At 59.0% G+C, this 18,635-nt stretch carries 14 protein-coding genes and 2 pseudogenes; 10 read left to right on the top strand and 6 right to left on the bottom strand.

What is annotated here, in order from left to right; all coding sequences use genetic code 11:
- Positions 1 to 93: 93 nt before the first annotated feature.
- Both ACODSM_RS21790 and ACODSM_RS21785 read left to right on the top strand, forming a co-directional pair.
- Positions 94 to 2,019: a serine/threonine protein kinase gene (locus ACODSM_RS21790; protein WP_488806881.1), complete on the top strand. Its 1,926-nt coding sequence runs from the start codon at positions 94 to 96 to the stop codon at positions 2,017 to 2,019.
- Between the two features lie 254 nt (positions 2,020 to 2,273).
- On the top strand, positions 2,274 to 3,107 hold the full coding sequence (locus ACODSM_RS21785; RefSeq protein ID WP_488806880.1) for a thymidylate synthase: 834 nt from the start codon (positions 2,274 to 2,276) through the stop codon (positions 3,105 to 3,107).
- Positions 3,108 to 3,184: 77 nt separating this feature from the next.
- Here ACODSM_RS21785 and ACODSM_RS21780 read toward each other — a convergent pair whose 3' ends face one another.
- From ACODSM_RS21780 to thyA, 5 genes and pseudogenes are all read right to left on the bottom strand, one after another.
- Positions 3,185 to 3,682 (bottom strand): hypothetical protein, encoded by a 498-nt coding sequence (locus ACODSM_RS21780; RefSeq protein WP_488806879.1) that lies wholly within the window; start codon positions 3,680 to 3,682, stop codon positions 3,185 to 3,187.
- Positions 3,683 to 3,708: 26 nt separating this feature from the next.
- On the bottom strand, positions 3,709 to 5,697 hold the full coding sequence (locus ACODSM_RS21775) for a hypothetical protein (RefSeq protein ID WP_488806878.1): 1,989 nt from the start codon (positions 5,695 to 5,697) through the stop codon (positions 3,709 to 3,711).
- Entirely contained in the window at positions 5,697 to 7,589 is a 1,893-nt protein-coding gene (locus ACODSM_RS21770) for a site-specific integrase (RefSeq protein WP_488806877.1), read from the bottom strand. Before ACODSM_RS21770 ends, ACODSM_RS21775 begins: the two co-directional genes overlap by 1 nt.
- Positions 7,567 to 8,733, bottom strand: coding sequence for a tyrosine-type recombinase/integrase (locus tag ACODSM_RS21765; RefSeq protein WP_488806876.1), 1,167 nt, complete (start codon positions 8,731 to 8,733; stop codon positions 7,567 to 7,569). The genes ACODSM_RS21770 and ACODSM_RS21765 overlap by 23 nt, the downstream gene beginning before the upstream one ends.
- Positions 8,734 to 9,067: 334 nt before the next feature.
- Positions 9,068 to 9,658: pseudogene (gene thyA, locus ACODSM_RS21760) on the bottom strand (thymidylate synthase); the annotation flags it as partial.
- Positions 9,659 to 9,770: 112 nt separating this feature from the next.
- Here thyA and ACODSM_RS21755 point away from each other — a divergent pair.
- Positions 9,771 to 10,283, top strand: a pseudogene (locus ACODSM_RS21755) (GNAT family N-acetyltransferase).
- Between the two features lie 103 nt (positions 10,284 to 10,386).
- Here the strand turns inward: ACODSM_RS21755 and ACODSM_RS21750 are convergent.
- Positions 10,387 to 10,680 (bottom strand): DUF4148 domain-containing protein, encoded by a 294-nt coding sequence (locus ACODSM_RS21750; protein ID WP_309823299.1) that lies wholly within the window; start codon positions 10,678 to 10,680, stop codon positions 10,387 to 10,389.
- 437 nt (positions 10,681 to 11,117) lie between these two features.
- Between ACODSM_RS21750 and ACODSM_RS21745 the strand changes: the two genes are divergently transcribed.
- The 7 genes from ACODSM_RS21745 (at position 11,118) to ACODSM_RS21715 (ending at position 18,532) form a co-directional block, all read left to right on the top strand.
- Positions 11,118 to 12,449, top strand: a complete 1,332-nt coding sequence (locus tag ACODSM_RS21745) for an ABC transporter substrate-binding protein (RefSeq protein WP_209820341.1) — start codon at positions 11,118 to 11,120, stop codon at positions 12,447 to 12,449.
- A 158-nt stretch (positions 12,450 to 12,607) separates the two neighbouring features.
- Positions 12,608 to 13,471, top strand: coding sequence for a carbohydrate ABC transporter permease (locus ACODSM_RS21740; RefSeq protein ID WP_110959103.1), 864 nt, complete (start codon positions 12,608 to 12,610; stop codon positions 13,469 to 13,471).
- Positions 13,472 to 13,484: 13 nt separating this feature from the next.
- The gene (locus ACODSM_RS21735) at positions 13,485 to 14,324 is read left to right on the top strand and encodes a carbohydrate ABC transporter permease (protein WP_291445819.1); all 840 of its coding nucleotides are present in this window, start codon (positions 13,485 to 13,487) and stop codon (positions 14,322 to 14,324) included.
- A 47-nt stretch (positions 14,325 to 14,371) separates the two neighbouring features.
- Positions 14,372 to 15,415: an ABC transporter ATP-binding protein gene (locus tag ACODSM_RS21730; RefSeq protein WP_309823308.1), complete on the top strand. Its 1,044-nt coding sequence runs from the start codon at positions 14,372 to 14,374 to the stop codon at positions 15,413 to 15,415.
- 5 nt (positions 15,416 to 15,420) lie between these two features.
- Positions 15,421 to 16,155, top strand: a complete 735-nt coding sequence (locus ACODSM_RS21725; protein ID WP_488806875.1) for an SDR family oxidoreductase — start codon at positions 15,421 to 15,423, stop codon at positions 16,153 to 16,155.
- Between the two features lie 19 nt (positions 16,156 to 16,174).
- A complete protein-coding gene (gene dalD / locus ACODSM_RS21720) occupies positions 16,175 to 17,566 on the top strand; it encodes a D-arabinitol 4-dehydrogenase (protein ID WP_488806874.1) in 1,392 nt (463 codons plus the stop codon).
- 30 nt (positions 17,567 to 17,596) lie between these two features.
- A complete protein-coding gene (locus tag ACODSM_RS21715) occupies positions 17,597 to 18,532 on the top strand; it encodes an AraC family transcriptional regulator (RefSeq protein ID WP_488806873.1) in 936 nt (311 codons plus the stop codon).
- Positions 18,533 to 18,635 lie beyond the last annotated feature (103 nt).

Raw genomic sequence — 18,635 nt, 5'->3', positions numbered from 1 at the left:
CCTATCGGCCGCGCTTGCCAGCGGTCTGAGTCCGGGCACGCGAGCGGGTGAGGTAAGAAATCCAACGATGTGTAGCCGATAGGGAGCTAGGTTATGGGGTTGCGGTCAGCGAAAAAGGAAGACCTTCAAAGGGAATGCCCAAACGTAGTGTTCGGGAAGGAGCAACTAGGAGAGGGCGGTAACGGAAGGGTGCTGAGTGGCACGAGCAGCGACCATGGACCTGTGGCTGTGAAGTTTCTCCTCAACATCGATTCGAAGCGGTACACACGCTTCAAAGATGAAGTTTTGGTGGTTACTGGCCGCCTCAAGGATTCCCCTCGCGTGGTGCCTATCTTGGAGCACAGCCTTCCTGATGCTATCGGGACTTCGGATATCCCCTGGTATGTCATGCCGCGTGCTTCCACCCTCAGAGATGCCCTGAAAGGACAGGATTGGGATTTTCGGCTTGAGGCGCTCTTGGAGCTTGCCGAGGGCCTTGCAGAGCTTCATGAGCAGGAGGTCGCGCATCGGGATATCAAGCCTGAAAATCTGTTTCTTCTGGAGGGCACCTACCGATTTGGCGACTTCGGAATAGCTGCGTTTCCGGAGCGGTCGGGTATCACGGAGGACAGCGAACCAATGGGCCCGGCTGGCTACATGGCTCCCGAGATGATGCGCAACACCTCGGGTGCTGATGCCAAGTTGGCCGACGTCTACAGCTTCGCGAAGACCGTGTGGGCCATCCTGGCGAATCAAAAAGTGGTGTTTGGTGGCCCCTATGAGCCGAATGGTATCGAGGGACTTATTCATCACGTTGAGTCAAAAGATTTCGTGGTTGAGCCTCTCGACACTTTGCTTGAGCGCGCCACGAGTGCCGCTCCCGCTGCGCGACCTACGGCCAGGGAGTTCGCAGATGCGTTGAGGGAAGTGATGGAGGTTCAGAGCGACTTCCAGCGAGCCAACACCCTGCAATGGGGTGCTGCGGAGGTCCAAGCCATCCGGGTCGCCGGTCCAGCCCGGGTGGAATGGACAGACGTTTCGGAGATTGCGAACGTGCTGGGCCTTCTCTCCCGGCGCCGAGGACTGAACCATCTGTTTTTCGCGGATGGCGGGGGACTCACCGTCGAAAGGGTCTCAACCTGTGAAAGCGGCGAGATGCTTTCTCTGTACTTTAGCGAGTCCTTTGTTGCCGTAGTCAAGCCAAAGCGCCTCACCTTGGAGCGCTTCTCTTTTGGACCCAAGTACGGTTACGTCGTTCTGGAGACTTCAGATGTTGAGCCGCTCGGGGTAGACAGTCAGTACAGCCACCGCGGGATGGAACTAGTACGGCAACTCAATTCGCACGATTACATCGAAGATGACAGCGAAGCTGATGAATCTCGAAGTCGCGGCCTCGGTAGGTTGTGCCACCGGTACTTCGAAAGCACGACTTTTGTGATTGCACCCACTGGGGGCCTGTTCAATCTCATCGACGACTACAACGGAACCGGAATTTCGTTGGGGCGAGATGTCCTGCGCGCCCGATTCGAAGAGCTTGTGCGGCGCATCGAAGCTGAGGAGGCGTCAAAGCCTGGCTGGTCTCTGATGCGCGCTGTACGGCTGTTGAGCACTACCGTGGACGCAGATGTGGAGCTGAAGCTTCAGTACATCAGCAACTCGCGCCTGCAGGAACTTGTCGACGCGGATGACGCCGTGCAGGCCGAACGACGCAAGGCTTGCAGAGGGGGAGGGCTGGTCACGTATGAAGACATGATGGACAGGATGCAGATGTCTACCCCGGCCGCAGACGCAGGCTTGGCGCTCATCCAGAAGTTGAGCAAGGAAGAGAAGGCAGAGTACTTGTCTCTGGTGGAGCTGGCGCGACAGCAAGGCGACGCCGGTGACCTCGCTGCGTTCACTGATGGAAACATCAAGGGAGGTTTGTTGGAAGATGGCTACCTGGCTGGAAAGCTGGGTAACGGTTACATGCGCAGAGCTCTTGCGCGGTTCGGGATGAACGCCCCCGCGACAGTCGTGGGCGAGGCAAGCACGCAAGACTGAACGCTTACTCAGCACACCCATGCCGACGTGCCGAGGACTTTGTTTGGCTTGATAAAAGCGCTTCCTTTACTTCTGTTTGATGCCCCTGTGCCCATGGCGTCTGCGCTCGTACCGCAAAATACCACCTTGGTCCCAGGGCATTGACTCGCCTGGAGGGGCTTGAGGGATAACCTCTGACTCACCTCAACTTCAGACGCCTCCGGCCCGGCGCTTGGCGTCTGAAGGACACAATAACTGCGTAGATTGGTGTATGTATGAAGCAATACTTGGAGTTGCTGAAAGATATTCTTCAAAATGGTGAGGTCAAAGGTGACCGCACAGGAACCGGAACGACTTCGGTTTTTGGTCGGCAAATTCGCCATAACCTAGCGAGCGGATTTCCGCTTTTGACGACAAAAAAGCTCCATTTCAAAAGCATCGCGAATGAGCTGATTTGGTTTCTCAGTGGCAACACGAATATCGCATGGCTTAATGAGCACGGTGTTTCCATCTGGGATGAATGGGCCACGCCTGAAGGGGAACTGGGCCCGGTTTATGGAAAACAGTGGACGGCATGGCCAACCAAGAATGGCGACACCATCAATCAAATTGACTACGTCGTCAACACGTTGAAGACTAATCCAAACAGTCGTCGGATTTTATTCCATGGTTGGAATCCTGAATACTTACCTGATGAGTCTAAGAGTCCCGTTCAGAATGCAAAAAATGGTCTTATGGCTCTACCGCCATGCCACCTTTTGTACCAGTTTTACGTCGCAAACGGAAAACTATCTTCTCAGTTATACATCAGAAGTTCAGATAGTTTTTTGGGCCTGCCCTACAATATTGCCTCATTGGCGCTCTTGACGCACATGTTGGCTCAACAATGCGATTTGATACCGCACGAGATTGTGGTTAGCATTGGCGACCTCCACGCTTACGCAAACCATATGGAGCAAATCCAGCTACAGCTCACTCGGTCGCCAAAAAAATTACCTCGGCTTAGCATTGTTCGCAAGCCAGAATCGATTTACGACTACCGATTTGAGGATTTTCATATTGAAGGTTATGACCCTGACCCAGGGATTAAGGCTCCTATCGCCGTTTGATGCGAGGCCCGGTTATTCGTGACATGCGGTCCATCGGGGGGCGCATGTCTTTGGTGTCCTGACGCGCGTTGCCAGCGCTACTTTTGGTGCGGTCCCGTATCCGTCTTCGCCACCACTCTCTTCCGGAGCGGCACCACCGTGGCCGGTGAATGGTTGGGCTGTGATGGAGTGGAGTCCTGTCGAGTGTTGCTGGTGAGCCGGGTCACCTCGGCGAGTAGGTCCTTAGCCTGCTGGAGGTCCTTTCCAAGCTGTTCATTCTTCGCATGCAGTCTGGAGTTCTCAGTTCGGCTGAGCTGCAACTGGTTCTTGAGCTTATCTATTTCCGATTCAACTTTTGATGCGCAGGACTTCGGCTCGACTGACTTCTCTGCCGCCCGATTCCGCTCTCTCTCTCGTTTGATGTCAAGTAATCTGGCCAGCGGCCAACCCCGATTATTGAGGGTTCCGCGGGTACAGTTAGCAAGCTTGGCCAATGTTGCCTGGGAAGGTTTGATGCGGCGGTCACGCTCGATTTTCCTGAGCGCTTCGTCGATAGCCTGCGTCATTGCGTCAAAATCGCGTGCGTTCTTTTCCACCAGCGCATCTGGAAGTGACCTATCAGTCATAACGTGGCCGGGTCTATGCCGAGGTCTCGCAGCACGCGTTCGCCGGTAGCGATAGCAGCCTCAAAGTTCTCGGTCGCATGTGTAAGCCGCGGGTCCGAGGCAAGCTCCTTGTTCTTCACGACGATGTCTTTCCACTGTGAAGCGTGAATCTGCGTGACAACGGCGTTGTTGCAATCTCCGGTATTGCACTGCAGATTTCCAATGCAAGGAGGTGGGTGCTTCTTCCCGTCCGCCAAAATTTCCTCCCGCACGCCACCACAGTATCCTGGGCCCACGTTCACAAAGGGCGACCCGCAGGCTGCCAACTGGTCGATGATTTCGTCTCTCGTCCAACCCTCAGCGACTCGGCCGTCGAAGTAGACCTTGCGTCGCTGGCGGAACTCTTCCGCTCCGCCTCCCGCGATAGGGGAGTCGGGATTGAACAGTGCGTTCGCCGCTTCTCTAGAAAGGTCCTTGACCGCAATCGCCCGTGCCATCTTCTGGTCAGCAATGTTTCCATACCCCAGAGTCGTGTCTGCGGGTAAGGCTGCTAAGGCCGTGTAGAGATGCTTGAGTTGATATGAGAGGTAGACAACTCCGACATCCGCTTGAGCCAACTTGTGCGCCAACGTGTGGCGGAGTTGGTGTGGGTTGATGCGCCAGTCCTTCCAACGCTCCTCGACATCGACCATTCGAAGAAACCCGTTAAGTGCACCTCTGAAGCCTGTGAGGGTCAAGGGCTGAGGCATATCCCCAATGGGGACTGTATAGCTGCTGGAAATGAGATAAGGGTTGTGTGTAGCGCGGGAGAGTTCGTCCAAGCACTTCACGACGTCACGTAAGACAGGAATTGCCGGCCAAATATCGTTGTTCTCAGGTGCGCCTAAGGCTTGGTGCTTTGCCTGCGTGCCAACAAGCATTGGCATTCCATACTTTTCCTGAATGCATCCGGAGACAAACGAGGTGAAGTCCGAAAACCTTCCGCCGGTGTACAAACCCAGAAGAGTCATGCATGCGCGTTGGAGCCGCTGGATGTACGAATAGAAGGTACTTGAGGTCACCCCGTAGGCTCGTACGAATGCCTTTCGGCGGGTAATCGCCTTTGAGGCTCTTTTGCCCAACTGCGCAGCGTACTCGCGGTCGCTCAATCGAATTTGCACGTAGTCCTCCCAAGCTTGAGCCAGGTTTATCCCAACCGGAAGCATGGAAGACGGATTTACCGGAGTGGTCTTGTCGTACCGTTGCCACTTCAACGCATCAGCGAAAAAAGCAACGTCCTCACTTGCGCTATTACTCAACAGTCGGAACAATGCGTCCGGCATGACTTTTTGTTCATCGCGGGGAGTTGGTCGGGGGAATACTAGATTTTCGATATCGCCAAGGGTCCACTGGACTGATGCCCCATGGAACTTTCCTCGTAAAACCGGTGAGGCGAACAACTTGAGACTCTGCTCAATAGCAGTCCCGTCGGCAAATGGATAGGCTAGAACCGCGTTGCTCAAGTCTTGGAAATTAACTTCTGACATTGATTGGAGCGGGCGGAGGAGCATATTCGGTGCCGCCGCTAAAATCCGCTTTTTACGAACCTCGTCGATTACAGATGCGAGGACCACCAGGGCTCTCGCCATTCTCACCACAGTTTGTGGCTTGCTTCGCTGAATCTGCCGTCCACGAGACTTAAAAACTCCGGGGAATTCCAACTGCATAAAGCAAAGAGTGCGGATATCCTCTAGGACGCCTCTACTAATACGAGCGTCCAGATGGCTCTTGACAAAAAAATCGCGTTGGCGATACCTGTCAAATGCTTGGCCTTCCAAATATGCATCCCATTCAATTATTAACTTAGCATCGGTCAGACCACGTAAGCGGGCCTTTTCACCATCCCGAAAATCCCACGTCATGTCGCCATAGAGCGATGCGCCAGATATCCTCAAATCGCTGGGTGGAAAATTGTCGAGAGCGATTTTTTCAATGGAGAGTATTTGTTTTTTTGCCTTTTCCATCATCAAGCCACTCCACGATAGACCGCGTTATCCACCAGCGGATTAAGATTCGCAGCTTCTTGTTTTGCCCAGAGGATGTCCTCCCTGGAAAATTCACTATTTTCTGGGTTTAAAATGTTCTCGATGACAGCCTTCGTATCCTCATAGAATCCTGCGCTGGGAAGGCTATGAACGTTGTTCTCCAAAGCTGCGTTTATCTGGTCGAGGTAAGCCGCAAGTGTCGGCAGGTTTCGACGGAAGATAATGACATTTTTGCAAAAAATACACATGTTGAATCTGCTGCACCCTCGGCCCGGCACATAGCTCGACGAGGCACGTACGCGCTGTGGCGGGTCAAACGGATTCTTGCAGTCCGAGACTAATCCGCGATATAGAAGTACAGGTTGCTCCTCCGATGTGGCGCCCTTGGCGCCTAAGCCGGTGTCTTGGTAGGCGAATTCTTTGCGGTTGTTATGGATGGTCACCAGGGCATCGCGCACTACTTTACGGGCTTCTACCTCGAGCTTTTTGCGAGAGAGATAGCCTATAGTGGTACGTACGTTCTTATGCGCGGCGACGAGTTGAATTTCAAGCAGGTCACGACCTTGAAGCGCAAGTTCCGTGAGCTTAGTGGACCGAAATCGCACGATGTTGAATCTCAATGAGTCTCCTGACTCATCCAACAAACCATACCGTTGGACGATTTGCGCGCACCAACGGCTGGTCTTTTTCGAGTTAATGCCCAGCGGTTTTCCGAAGGTATGTGGTCCGCGCGAACCGTAGATGAAAAGCCGCGTTTTCAGCGGGTGTTTATCCGGGAGTTGACTACGCAATGGTTCGGTAGCTTTGAGGATGAGCTCAATAGTTCGAGCAATCTGCGTGGCTTGCTTTCGTGGCAGGAACCGTTCGGTCGTTTCCTGCAGGATGCGGTCATCAATGGAAGCAACGTCCCCTTCCTTGTCCAGCAAGTCAAGGTAAAGTTCCAGTTCCTTTTGTACCTTGTCTTTGATGTACCGAAGGTACGGTCTACCGGTAGCCGGGTGCGACTCTCCATAGCCATCCACTGCGAGTGCCGCAAGAGAGCCCGGGTTCAGTCCGGTTAAGTACGCCAAGTTGACGACATGCGGCATCAACAAATCAAAATCAAAAAAGGACGAAACCCCCCAACGGCGGTAAAGCTCGACCAGGCCACCGTGCACGTTCGTCGCATTGCTCAAAAATCTTTTGTGCAGCCGCTTTCCCTCTTCGTTGAAGATAGCTGGAACACAGTTGAGCACATGTTCGAAGTACCAACGCATGTTGGCCTCCACTGCGAATCCGAAACCTTCCTGCTCTCCCTTGCGTGGTGTGATGCGAGGGTCTCGTCCCTGGCCGGCTTTTTGTGGGACATATCCTCTTAAGATTCTTCTTGACGTCGTCAGCTCGCCACCGACCGCATCAAGTATTTGCGTCAACTCAGAGTCGCTATATGCCACTTGTGCGTTTGTTTCTGGGACGCCTGACCCATATGTGACGTCTAGTATGCGGTCACACCCGGCTAGGCCGCGCGTTGAGGCGTAATTCATGACGTAACGCAGCGCACTAAAGAGACCGACCAAGCTAAATGAGGTGTACTGCAACTCCCCTTCGTCAATCCGCTTGTCGAGTTGTTGTCGGAATCGGAGCAGTGCCAGAGCATCCCACTCATTCTTCAAGTAATAGGGACCCTCGAACCCAAGAGCCTTGACATGCTCAATAAAGAAGTTCTTCCCATTCACGTAATTGAGCTGTGTAGACCTTTTGGTCTTTGTTGACCTGACACGGTCGAAAATCCACTCTACTTGCGCAAAGGGAGCCTGGTTGGTCGGCTCTGGTAGCTTGTAGTGTTCCCTGAGGTCAACAGGAAGCGATTTTTCAGGGGTAAGGATTCCGGACATGCGGGTCTCCGATTCCGCGACGCTTTCTTCTGTGGGCGTGGCTTGGCATATAGGTCTCGTCGAAGATGAGCTGAGCTTCTTCGAAGCGAAAGATGACGGGGTCGTTGCTAGCTCCAATAGAGCTACGGACGAGCGCGGCTGCTGGCACGCGCGTGTAGATTTCCGTGGTGCTAAGGTCTGCGTGCCCCAAAATCTTCTGGGCAACGATGAGGTTGTCGAGCATCGACTTGCCATGCTCAGAGCGAAGCACAGAGTACGCCGTGCCGTGCCGCAAGAGGTGGCCTGAGACCTTCACATCACCCCGGAGGGAGGCGTCGCGTATGAAGTTCTCGATTGCATCCTTGTTGATGGGATTGCCCTCTGTGTTCAAGAACGCTGGATAGTCGTTGGTGTGCTGGTTGAGCGAGCGGCAAGCATGTTGCCGGTAGTGCATCAAGTACTGCTTGCTGTTATGGTATTTGTGAATCCGGGAGAGCATCGCTCTGGTGATGATGGTGGCCCGAGGCTTGAATTGGTCACCTCTCCCTTTCGAGCCCGAGACGAAAAGCGGGAAATACATGGCGTCCCGCGGATAAAGCATCGGGTCGGGGATATCCGATTTCATGACTCTCGGTACCTCAGAGATGCGCAGGCCTGTGTCGTACATGAAGTGGCCGACAAGCCGGTGCTCCTCGAAGTTCATCGCCCTCAAGAGCTTGATGACCCTGTTAACGTCGGTTAGGCTGGGCAGTCGGGTTGATGGCTTCTTGGTGAGAAAGGTTTGACCTTCGTAGAGGTTCTGCTTCAGTGTGTACCCCGAATGACTGCTGGCCAGCCACTTGCAGAACTCACGCACCGTAATTTCATACCCTCGCACTGTGCTGCTGCTCAGGCCACGCCGCTCTAGGTCTCGGTAGAAGTCTTCAATCACGAACAGTGAGAGCTGCCCGATGGCCACGTCTACGCGCACCTGGCCAAACACGGGGTGGTGCTCGAGGTACTGACAGAGCTCCCGAATGCGCCGCGCGTACAGCGGCCGGGACGCCGTTGCTAGCCGACCTGCTTTTAATTTCAGGAACGCAGTCGGTAGTTCAACAATGCGCTCCAGGTCGTCGAAGAACGTGTGCTGCTCGATATCCCCATCCGTCCAAAAATGAAGAATCACAGCTGAGCCTCTACGGTTTCAGGTGGGAAACACTGCAGAAGGTAGTTTGGGAAGTGAACCCGGGACCCAGTGATGGGCCTGACACTAGCATGCTTGGTCCGATAGTAGACAGAGGGCTCTGCCGGAGCCTTGGGAGATGTCCTGCGGTGGTACACCTCAAACTTGGACTTCCTTACCAAGTCTTCAAGCAGCTCGGTTGCTACCAGTTTTGACATCCGGGTACATCATTTCCTTTTGTTCGACTGAACAAATATTACCCGGGTATTAGTCAGTGGAGAACCCTCTGAGCGCCTTGGTCCACCATAGATTGGACAGAAATTTTTTGGCCGGGAAATAGAAAGATGTCGGCGCTGCGCTGGTACAGCTGGCAGCTGAGCGTGCCGCGCCCACCGGGCTCTTGCGCCGGGGTCACGTAGAACTGGAAGAACGCGTGGCAGGGCATCAGCGCCATCTTGTGCAGCTCGGCCACGTTCCAGGCGCTCACGATGATGCGGCGCGAGTCGGGGTTGGTTTTCAATGTCTTGATGACGTCGCTGATCTGGTCGATGTGCCCGCCGTCTGGCGTGGGCCAGCTGCGCCACTGCACGCCGTACACGGGGCCCAGGTCGCCGTCCTCGCGTGCCCATTCGTCCCAGATGGTCACGCCGCGCTCTTTCAGCCAGTTGTTGTTGCTGGAGCCGGTCAGGAACCACAGCAGCTCCTGGATGATGGACTTGAGGTGCACCTTCTTGGTCGTGACCAGCGGAAAGCCTTCCTTCAGGTCAAACCGCATCTGGTGGCCGAAAACGCTCTTGGTGCCGGTGCCGGTGCGGTCCGACTTGTCCACGCCGTGCGTGAACACATGGCGCATGAAGTCTTCGTACTGGGAGCGCACAGGGCGGGCAGGCAGGGCAAAGGCTGCCGGAGCGGCAGAAGGCTGGGTCATGGGATGGATCACTCAGGGTGGGGCGGCGCCATCAAGGGGTGGCCGTTGCCGACGGCGGATTTTATGCGGAGCGGGAGAATGCGGGGCTTACCCTCCATCGTCCGTCTTAGCAATGACAACTTCTGCCACTTCCGTCACCATCCGGCCCCTCCAAGCAGCCGACTGGCCCGCCGTATGGCCCATCCTGCGCACGACCTTCTAGGCGGGAGACACGTATGCCTTCGCCCCTGAAAGCACCGAGGCCGAGATCCACAAAGCCTGGGTAGAGCTGCCTGCAGCAACCTTTGTCGCCCTCGGTGCGGGCAGGGAGATTCTGGGCACCTACTTCATCAAGCCGAATCAGCCTGGGCAGGGCGCCCATGTGTGCAACTGCGGCTATGTGGTGGCGCCGGTTGCGCAGGGGCAGGGTGTGGCGTCGTTGATGTGCGAGCACTCGCAGCAGCAGGCTGTGGCCATGGGCTTTCGGGCCATGCAGTTCAACCTGGTGGTGGCCAGCAATGTGCGCGCCGTGCGGCTGTGGCAGCACCTGGGCTTTGCGATCGTGGGCACGCTGCCCGGGGCCTTCAGGCACCACACGCTGGGCTATGTCGATGCCCATGTGATGTTCAAGACGCTGGTGGCCTGAGCCGGTTGCCCACGCAAAAAGGGCTCCCAAGTGGGAGCCCTTTCAGAGTCCGGGGTCCAGTCTAGCAACGGTGCGAGGCCACCACCCGGGAAGCTCTGCGTTCTTACATCGCGCTGATTTCGCCCGATGGGATCTTGCCGGTGCGCACGGCTTCAGCAGCCTGGGCACGCACGGCAGCGCGGTCAGCCGTGGACTTGTAAGTCACCACACGCGAACCAGCGGGTTCGATGCTGCGTGTTTGAGCCACGGTAGCGGCTTCGGCTTGCACTTCAGCGCGGGTGCGGTTGGTTTCGAACTTGGTAGCGAATTGCGAAGCATCGGCTTCGTCAGCCTGGGCACCAAAAGAAGCGAAAGCAGCGACAGCGGCGATGGAGAGGAAACGTGCGGTGTTGTTCATGATGGAAATCCTTGAAGTTAAAGAAGCGGCTCAAAAAAACCGGGTCAAAAGCCATTCCTGAACCGGGTTCGGTGAGTCGCCTTGCGGGTTCGGCTCATCGATGGGTTGAACTGTACGCCGATGGTCTTCGGAGAAAAACTACGCAGTCGCAAACTGACTGTTCCAGTTTTGGGAACAGTGACACGTACGAAGTGCGCCTCAGCGCGGAATTTGCTCTGGGCTACTCAGAGCCAAGGCAGGCAGCCCGGGCCCGCAATGCACATACCCAATTGATGGATCTAGGTATAAATCCTGAGATTCTGGCGAAATTTAGTATGTGTATGCCTTTTCAAAGTATCAACTGAGCATCAGAGCATCGGTATCGTTCAGTCCATCAATGCCGCGATCCGACTGGCGTTGAATGGCAGATCCATACCAACTACGCAGGAGACGTTCCGATGCCCCGTTCCACCCGTCCACACACCCGCCTGGCCCTGGCCGTTGCTGCCCTGGCGGCATCGCTGTGCGGCGCCGCTGCGCATGCGCAGACCGAACTCGTGATTGCCACCGTGAACAACGGCCACATGATCGAGATGCAGAAGCTCAGCAAGAACTTCGAGCAGGCCAACCCCGACATCAAGCTCAAGTGGGTGACGCTGGAAGAGGGCGTGCTGCGCCAGCGCGTCACGACCGACATCGCCACCAAGGGCGGGCAGTTCGACGTGATGACGATCGGCATGTACGAGGCGCCCATCTGGGGCAAGAAGGGCTGGCTGCAGGAGCTGAAAACCGACGCCGCCTACGACGTGGACGACCTGCTGCCCGCCGTGCGCAATGGCCTGTCCATCGACGGCAAGCTGTTTGCCGCGCCGTTCTATGGCGAAAGCTCCATGCTGATGTACCGCAAGGACCTGGCCGACAAGGCCGGCGTGCAGGTGCCCGAGCGCCCCACCTGGCCGCAGATCAAGGACCTGGCCGCCAAGATCCACGATCCCAAGAACGGCGTGTACGGCATCTGCCTGCGCGGCAAGCCGGGCTGGGGCGACAACATGGCCTTTTTGACCACGCTGGTCAACACCTTTGGCGGCCAGTGGTTCGACATGCAGTGGAAGCCGCAGCTCGAATCCAAGCCCTGGAAGGATGCGATCACCTTCTACGTCGACCTGCTCAAGAACTACGGCCCTCCCGGCTCGTCCGCCAACAGCTTCAATGAAATTCTGGCGCTGACCAACTCGGGCAAGTGCGGCATGTGGGTGGATGCGACCATCGCCGCGTCGTTTGTGGCAGACCCCAAACAGTCCAAGGTGGCGGACCAGATGGCCTTTGCCCAGGCGCCCACCATGAACACGCCCAAGGGCGCCAACTGGCTGTGGTCGTGGAATCTGGCGATCCCCGCAGGGTCCAAGAAGGTGGAAGCCGCGCAGAAGTTCATCACCTGGTCCACCAGCAAGGACTACATCCAGCTGGTCGCCAAGACCAACGGCTGGGCCAACGTGCCCACCGGCACGCGCAAGAGCACCTACGCGTCGCCCGAGTTCCAGAAGGCCGCCCGATTCGCTGCTGCAGAGAAGACCGCGATCGACTCGGCCAATCCCACCGACTCGACCTTGCCCAAGAGCCCGTATGTGGGTGTGCAGTTCGCTGCGATTCCTGAGTTCCAGGCCATCGGCATTGCGGTGGGGCAGCAGATGAGTGCAGCCCTGGCAGGCAAGACAACGGTGGACGCCGCGCTCAAGGCCAGCCAGGTGACGGCGGACCGTGAGATGAAGAAGGCCGGCTACTACAAGTAGTCAAGCACCCATTGGGCTACTGCGCGGCCCGATCTGGGGGCGGTGTTCCTCGCCGTACGGGAGTACGGCTGCGGTACAGCACCCCCACCTCGGGCCGCTCGCTACGCCCACTGAGTGCTTGCCCCTGTCGTGCTATGTAAGTCTGTACCGGAATTCCCATGAATCGCCGCCTGCTCCCCCGCCTGCTGCTCACGCCTGCCATGGCCACGCTCTTCCTGTGGATGATCGTGCCGCTGGTGATGACGATCTACTTCTCGCTCATCCGCTACAACCTGATGCAGCCGGACCAGACCGGTTTTGCCGGGCTGGAGAACTTTGAGTATTTCGTCACCGACCCTTCGTTTGGCACGGCAGTGGTCAACACGCTGCTGCTGCTGGGCAGCGTGATCCTCATCACGGTGGTGGCTGGCATTGCGATTGCACTGCTGATCAACGAGCCGTTTGCGGGCCGGGGCATTGTCCGGGTGCTGCTGATCTCGCCGTTCTTCGTCATGCCCACGGTGAACGCGCTGATGTGGAAGAACATGATGATGAACCCCATCTACGGCGTGCTCGCGCAGGTGTGGATGTTCTTCGGCGCGCAGCCGGTCGATTGGCTCACCGACTACCCGCTGTTCTCCGTCATCGTGATGGTGTCATGGCAATGGCTGCCCTTTGCCACGCTGATCTTCATGACCTCGCTGCAGAGCATGAACCACGAACAGCTCGAAGCCTCGCGCATGGACGGCGCCAACTACCTGCAGCAGCTGCGCTACCTGTACGTGCCGCACCTCGCGCGCTCGGTGGCCGTGGTGGTGATGATCGAACTCATCTTCCTGCTCAGCATCTTTGCCGAGATCTACACCACCACGGGTGGGGGACCGGGCGATGCAAGTACCAACGTCACCTTTTTGATCTTCAAGCAGGCGCTGCTCAACTTTGATGCGGGCGTGGCCTCGGCCGGAGCACTGTTTGCGGTGGTGCTGGCCAACATTGCGGCCGTATTCCTCATCCGTATGGTCGGCAAGAACCTCGACAAGTAAGGCTTGCATTTTTATGACCGTACGACGCCGTTCCCAATTTCCGCTCGGCATGTTGGCCCTGCGTACCGCTGCGGCCTGGGCTGTGGCCCTGCTGCTGGTGTTTCCGCTGGCCTGGCTGTTTCTCACCGCGTTCAAGACCGAGCTGCAGGCCATCGCCGTGCCGCCACTGTTCGTCTTCACGCCCACGCTCGAAAACTTTCACGAGGTGCAAGAGCGCAGCGACTACCTGCTGTACGCCAAGAACTCGGTCATCACCAGCGTGCTGTCCACCGTGCTGGGGCTCATGCTGGCCGCGCCTGCCGCGTATGCTATGGCCTTCTTCAAGGGCAAGTACACCAAGGACATCCTGATGTGGATGCTCTCCACCAAGATGATGCCCGCCGTGGGCGCGCTGGTGCCCATCTACGTACTGGCGCAAAAGAGCCACCTGCTCGACACACAGCTTGCGCTGATCATCGTGTTCGCGCTGTCCAACCTGCCCATCATGGTCTGGATGCTGTACTCGCACTTCAAGGACATCCCGCGCGAGATCCTGGAGGCCGCGCGCATGGACGGTGCCACGCTGTGGCAAGAGGTGCGCCTGGTGCTGCTGCCGCTGGGCATGGGCGGGCTCGCGTCCACCGGCCTCTTGTGCCTGGTGCTGTCATGGAACGAGGCCTTCTGGAGCCTTAACCTGAGCGCCGCCAAGGCGGGCACGCTGGCCACGCTCATCGCTTCGTACTCCAGCCCCGAGGGCCTGTTCTGGGCCAAGTTGTCTGCCGCGTCGCTCATGGCCATTGCGCCCATCGTGGTGTTTGGCTGGTTCAGCCAGAAGCAGCTCGTGCAGGGCCTGACCTTCGGCGCCGTCAAGTAAGCCGCCGCTCCATCCCACTGTCTTCAAGCATTCAGGAATCCGATTCCATGGCCTACCTTCAACTGCGCGGCATCGAGAAATTCTTTGGCGAACACCGCGCCATCAAGGGCATCGACCTCTCCATCCAGAAGGGCGAGTTCATCGTCTTCGTTGGCCCCTCGGGCTGCGGCAAGTCCACGCTGCTGCGGCTGATCGCAGGGCTCGAAAATATCGACGGCGGCACGCTCATGCTGGACGGCCGCGACATCACCGACCAGCCGTCGAGCAAGCGCGACCTGGCCATGGTGTTCCAAAGCTATGCGCTGTACCCGCACATGAGCGTGTACGAGAACATGAGCTTCGCGCTCAAGCTGGCCAAGGTGGACAAACAGGTGATCGATGAGAAGGTGCAGAACGCCGCGCGCATCCTCAACCTCACGCAGTACCTGCAGCGCACGCCCAAGGAGCTGTCGGGCGGCCAGCGCCAGCGTGTAGCCATCGGCCGCGCCATCGTGCGCGCGCCCAAGGTGTTCCTGTTCGACGAGCCGCTGTCCAACCTCGACGCCGCCCTGCGCGGCCAGACGCGGGTGGAGATCGCCAAGCTGCACCGCGACCTGGGCGCCACCACCATCTACGTGACCCACGACCAGGTCGAGGCCATGACGCTGGCCGACCGTGTGGTGGTGTTGCGCGACGGCATTATCGAGCAGGTGGGCACGCCCCTAGAGCTGTACGACCGGCCCGCCAACCAGTTCGTGGCCCAGTTCATCGGCACGCCGCAGATGAACGTGGTGCCCCTGCCGCAGCTGCCACCGCCCGTGCAGCAGCAGGCGCCGGAAGGCGCGATGGGCGGCGCCATTGGCCTGCGCCCGGAGAACATCACGGTGCGCAACACCGGCGCAACGCCGGTGCCGGGCCAGGTGGACCTGGTGGAAGCGCTGGGCGCCGAAACCCTGATCTATGTGAGCACCCCCGGCGGAGCGCAGTTTGTGGCCCGCCAGAACGACCGCACAGGCCTGCGCGCGGGCGATGCGGTGAGCCTGGACATCGATGCCTCACAAGCCCACTGGTTCGACCCCCAAGGCCGCGTGGTGGCCCGGCAGGCTGCATGATGGTCATGAGCCTGCAATACCCACTCCAAGGCAAGGTGGCGGCCATCACTGGCGCGGCTTCTGGCATCGGTTTTGCCAGCGCCCAGGCCATGGCCAATGCGGGCGCACGCGTGGTGCTGATCGACCGCGACGAGGCCGCGCTGGCCAAGGCCTGCGCGGCCATTGGCGAACGCGCTTCGCCGCTGGTGCTCGATCTGCTGGATGCCCGGCAGTGCGCCAGCCTGCTGCAGCGCACGTTGGCCATTGCAGGACCGCTGGACATCTTTCATGCCAACGCGGGGCTGTATGTGGGCGGCGATCTCGTCGATGCCGACCCTGACGCCATCGACCGCATGCTGCAGCTCAATGTCAACGTGGTGATGAAGAACGTGCACAACGTGCTGCCCCACATGATCGAGCGCGGCGCGGGGGACATCGTCGTGACCAGCTCGCTGGCCGCGCATTTCCCCACGCCGTGGGAGCCCGTCTATGCGTCGTCCAAGTGGGCGGTCAACTGCTTTGTGCAGACCGTGCGCCGCCAGGTGTTCAAGCACGGCATCCGCGTGGGCTCCATCTCGCCCGGGCCTGTCATCACCTCGCTGCTGGCCGACTGGCCCGCAGAAAAGCTCGCCGAGGCCAAGGCCAGCGGCAGCCTGATCGAGGCCTCTGAAGTGGCCGAGGTGGTGCTGTTCATGCTCACCCGCCCACGCGGCATGACCATCCGCGACGTCGTGATGATGCCCACGAATTTTGATCTTTAGAAACCCGCTGTCACGCACCATGAATTTCATCCTGCATCTGGGCCTGGGCTCCTTTCACCGTGCCCACCAGGCCGTCTACGTTCACCAGCTGCGCCAGCAAGGTGACACGGGGTGGGCCATCGCGGGCGGCAACCTGCGCCCCGACATGGCCGACACCATCGCTGCCCTGCAGGCGCAGGGTGGCCGCTACACGCTGGAGACGGTCACGCCCCAGGGCGATAGCAGCTACACCGTCATCGAGTCCATTCAGCGCGTGATTCCTTACCAGAACGATCTGGCCCCGCTGATTGCCATGGGTGCCGACCCCGCCACACGCATCATCAGCTTCACGGTGACCGAGGCAGGCTACTACCTCGACGCGAAAAACCAGCTCGACTGGCCCACCTTTGCCGACCTGCGCGCCGACCTCGCGGCAGTCAAGGCAGGCCAAGCGGGCCACACCATTTACGGCGGCCTGGTCAGCATCCTGCGCGCGCGCATGGCTGCGGGTGCGGGCCCCGTGACGCTGATGAACTGCGACAACCTGCGACACAACGGCGAGCGCTCGCGCAGCGGGCTGCTGCAGTTCATCGACGCGCTGGGCGATGCGCCACTGAAAACCTGGGTGGAGCAGAACACCACGAGTCCCAACGCCATGGTGGACCGCATCACGCCGCGCCCCACGTCCGATGTGGCTGAGCGCGTGAAGGCCGCGACCGGCTGGGACGACAAGGCGGCTCTGATGGGCGAGAGCTTCATCCAGTGGGTGATCGAAGACGACTTCATCGCCGGGCGGCCCGCGTGGCAAAAGGTTGGCGTCGAGATGGTGCAGTCGGTGCAGGCGCACGAAGAGGCCAAGATCCGCCTGCTCAACGCCACCCACAGCTGCATCGCCTGGGCGGGCACGCTGGCGGGCTACCAGTACATCCACGAAGGCACGCACGACGCCGCCATCCGCCAGATGGCCTACGACTACGTGACCGATGATGCGATTCCCGTATTGCTGCCGTGCCCCATCGACCTGGAGCGCTACCGCGACGTGGTGCTGGACCGCTTTGGCAACCCAGCCATTGCCGACACCAACCAGCGCGTGGCCATGGACGCGTTCTCCAAGATCCCCGGCATGATTGCGCCCACCATCCGCGACAAGCTGGCGCGCAATGCGTCGTTTGACAGCGTGGCCCTGCTGCCCGCACTGTTCCTGGCCTATCTGCAGCGCTGGCATGCCGGGCAGATCCCCTACACCTACCAGGACCAGGCCATGGCCCCGGCCGTGGCCCACGCCATCTGCGAGGCCACAGACCCGGTGGCTGCCTTCGCGGCCGACACGACCCTGTGGGGCGAGATGGCCAGCCGCCCCGAGCTGGTGGACACCCTGCGCAAAGCCTATGCCCGCGTGCTGGCCTTTGTGGCGCAGCGGACAGGCACCTGATGCTGGTGTAACTTCGGCCCACCCACTGCCATGACCGTGAAAACGCCCACTGCCCCGCGCCAGACCAAGCCCGAGCTGGAGCACGACTATGTGCGCTCGCCCGCGCTGGGCTACGAGCCGCCCGAGACGGCGGGGTTTATTCGTTGTCTGTCGCACGGTTTTCCCACGCCGCTGGCGCGCTGGCACTACCACGACGAGTACGAGCTGCACCTGATCACCGCCACCTCGGGCAAGGTGTTTGTGGGCGACTGGATCGGGCAGTTCCAGCCCGGTCAACTGGTGCTGACCGGTCCGCGCCTGCCGCACAACTGGATCAGCATGGACCTGCCCGAAGGCGGTGTGCCGCTGCGCGACCTGGTGATCCAGTTCTCGCACGCGCCGCTGATCGCCAGCAGCGAAAGCATTCCTGAGCTGCGCGAGGTGTTGCCCCTGCTGGAGCGCGCACGCCACGGCATCGAGTTCTTCGGCATGGAGGCGCAGGCGCAAGAGCACTGGCACCGCATCAAGGCGCGCCAGGGCCTCGCACGGTTTGGCGCGTTCTGCGAGTTCTTGAGCGACCTGGCGCGCTGCACCGACTTTCGCCTGCTGTCGAGCACGCAGCTGCAAAGCGAGGACGACGACACGCAGCTCGACCAGATCAACGCCATCGTGAGCCGCATCACCGACCACCTGGCCGAGCCGCTGTCGGCCGCCGACCTGGCGCAGGAGCTGGGCATGACGGAGAGCCGCTTCTCCCGCTTCTTCCGCCGGGCCACGGGCAACACCTTCACCGACTTTGTGAACCTGGTGCGCGTGAACCGCGCGTGCCAGCTACTGATGGAGACCGAGCGCTACATCACGCACATCGCGTACGACGTGGGCTTCAACAACATGGCCAACTTCAACCGCCGCTTTCTGGACATCAAGGGCATGACGCCCAGCGAGTACCGCAAGCAGGGCGCCGGAAGGTTTGGCAAGACCTCCTGAGTCCAGCAGGGATGGCCTCATGGATGCGGCATCCCTGCTTGTGGACTCCCGGCCTGCAGCCCGTCAGACGCACTGCGCAGGGCTTGCGCTTTCACTGTGAATC

The organism is Acidovorax sp. FG42 (genome assembly GCF_057809195.1).
The sequence above is the reverse complement of the archived record's forward strand: the minus strand, read 5'-3'. Positions and strand labels throughout refer to the sequence as shown.

Coding starts and splice junctions, on each gene's coding strand:
- ACODSM_RS21715 (WP_488806873.1), top strand. CDS start 17,597: ATGACCGTGAAAACGCCCACTGCCCCGCGCCAGACCAAGCCCGAGCTG.
- ACODSM_RS21745 (WP_209820341.1), top strand. CDS start 11,118: ATGCCCCGTTCCACCCGTCCACACACCCGCCTGGCCCTGGCCGTTGCT.
- ACODSM_RS21790 (WP_488806881.1), top strand. CDS start 94: ATGGGGTTGCGGTCAGCGAAAAAGGAAGACCTTCAAAGGGAATGCCCA.
- ACODSM_RS21725 (WP_488806875.1), top strand. CDS start 15,421: ATGAGCCTGCAATACCCACTCCAAGGCAAGGTGGCGGCCATCACTGGC.
- ACODSM_RS21740 (WP_110959103.1), top strand. CDS start 12,608: ATGAATCGCCGCCTGCTCCCCCGCCTGCTGCTCACGCCTGCCATGGCC.
- dalD (WP_488806874.1), top strand. CDS start 16,175: ATGAATTTCATCCTGCATCTGGGCCTGGGCTCCTTTCACCGTGCCCAC.
- ACODSM_RS21750 (WP_309823299.1), bottom strand. CDS start 10,680: ATGAACAACACCGCACGTTTCCTCTCCATCGCCGCTGTCGCTGCTTTC.
- ACODSM_RS21775 (WP_488806878.1), bottom strand. CDS start 5,697: ATGATGGAAAAGGCAAAAAAACAAATACTCTCCATTGAAAAAATCGCT.
- ACODSM_RS21785 (WP_488806880.1), top strand. CDS start 2,274: ATGAAGCAATACTTGGAGTTGCTGAAAGATATTCTTCAAAATGGTGAG.
- ACODSM_RS21730 (WP_309823308.1), top strand. CDS start 14,372: ATGGCCTACCTTCAACTGCGCGGCATCGAGAAATTCTTTGGCGAACAC.
- ACODSM_RS21735 (WP_291445819.1), top strand. CDS start 13,485: ATGACCGTACGACGCCGTTCCCAATTTCCGCTCGGCATGTTGGCCCTG.
- ACODSM_RS21770 (WP_488806877.1), bottom strand. CDS start 7,589: ATGTCCGGAATCCTTACCCCTGAAAAATCGCTTCCTGTTGACCTCAGG.